General features: G+C 67.3%; 1 protein-coding gene. It reads left to right on the top strand.

Annotated elements, in window-relative coordinates:
• Window positions 1-289 precede the first annotated feature (289 nt).
• Window positions 290-1,489 (top strand): IS30 family transposase, encoded by a 1,200-nt coding sequence (locus tag ACFCZF_RS40860; RefSeq protein WP_376675990.1) that lies wholly within the window; start codon window positions 290-292, stop codon window positions 1,487-1,489.
• Window positions 1,490-1,498 lie beyond the last annotated feature (9 nt).

Raw genomic sequence — 1,498 nt, 5'->3', positions numbered from 1 at the left:
GGTGGATTCAACTGGTCGTCGCAACACTTTGATCTCGGAGGTGTGCGACGTGGCCACGGCGGACTGGAGTTTGAAGACCAGCGATGTTCCGGAGGGTCGGCGTCGGCAGTGGCGCGCTGATCGTGCGTTGCGGCCGGCGATGCGTTCGCCGGGGCGGCCTGATCCGTCTCGAGTCGTGCAGCGCCAGTTCTGGCGGCTGATCGCCACAGGGGTCACGACGGTGGAGGCGTCGTTGGCGGTCGGCGTGTCGTGGCCGGTGGGTGCGAGGTGGTTTCGTCACGCTGGCGGCATGCCTCCGATCTCGTTGGCCGAGCCCACGGGCCGGTACCTCGCGTTCGAGGAGCGCGAGGAGATCGCGATCCTCAGGGCGATGAACAAGGGCGTGCGCGAGATCGCCCGCGCCCTGGGGCGTGACCCCGGAACGATCTCTCGCGAACTGCGCCGCAACGCCGCCACGCGCAGCGGCAAGCAGGAGTACCGCGCGACGGTCGCCCAGTGGAAAGCACAACAGGCCGCCAAGCGCCCGAAGACCGCGAAGCTCACAGGCAACGACAGGTTGCGTGAGTACGTGCAGGACCGGCTCGCCGGCAGCGTCCGCCGTACCGACAACACGATCGTCCCCGGACCCAGGACGCCCGCATGGAAAGGGCTGAACAAGCCGCACCGGCAGGACAGACGATGGGCGACGGCATGGAGCCCGGAGCAGATCTCGCACCGTCTCCATGCCGACTTCCCCGATGATGAGTCCATGCGCATCAGCCACGAAGCGATCTACCAGGCGCTGTTCATCGAAGGCCGTGGCGCGCTCAAGCGGGAACTGGTCACGTGCCTGCGCACCGGCCGGGCGCTGCGGACTCCCCGTGCACGGTCACAGAACAAACCGCAGGGGCATGTCACCGCGGACGTCATCCTCAGCGAACGCCCCGCCGAGGCCGCAGACCGTGCGGTCCCCGGACACTGGGAAGGCGATTTGATCATCGGGACGGGTCGCTCCGCGATCGGTACGCTGGTCGAGCGCAGCAGCCGCTCCACGCTCCTGGTGCACCTGCCCCGGCTCGAGGGCTGGGGCGAGAATCCGCCCGTGAAGAACGGCACCTCACTCGGGGGCTATGGCGCGATCGCGATGAACGCGGCGCTCACGACGTCGATGACGCAGCTGCCCGAGCAGCTACGCAAAACCCTCACCTGGGACCGCGGAAAGGAACTCTCCGGCCACGCCCAGTTCGCCATCGATACCGGGACGAAGGTGTTCTTCGCCGATCCCCACTCGCCCTGGCAACGACCGACGAACGAGAACACGAACGGGCTGCTGCGTCAGTACTTCCCGAAGGGCACCGATCTGTCCCGGTGGTCGTCCACGGACCTCGAAGCCGTCGCCATGGCGATCAACAACCGTCCCCGCAAGACCCTCGGCTGGCGGACACCCGCCGAGGTCTTCGAAGAGCAGCTACGCTCGCTACAACAGCCCGGTGTTGCAACGACTGGTTGAACTCGCCCA

Source organism: Streptomyces sp. NPDC056296 (assembly GCF_042268605.1).
Taxonomy (GTDB): Bacteria; Actinomycetota; Actinomycetes; order Streptomycetales; family Streptomycetaceae; genus Streptomyces.
The sequence above is the reverse complement of the archived record's forward strand: the minus strand, read 5'-3'. Positions and strand labels throughout refer to the sequence as shown.

Coding starts and splice junctions, on each gene's coding strand:
- ACFCZF_RS40860 (WP_376675990.1), top strand. CDS start 290: ATGCCTCCGATCTCGTTGGCCGAGCCCACGGGCCGGTACCTCGCGTTC.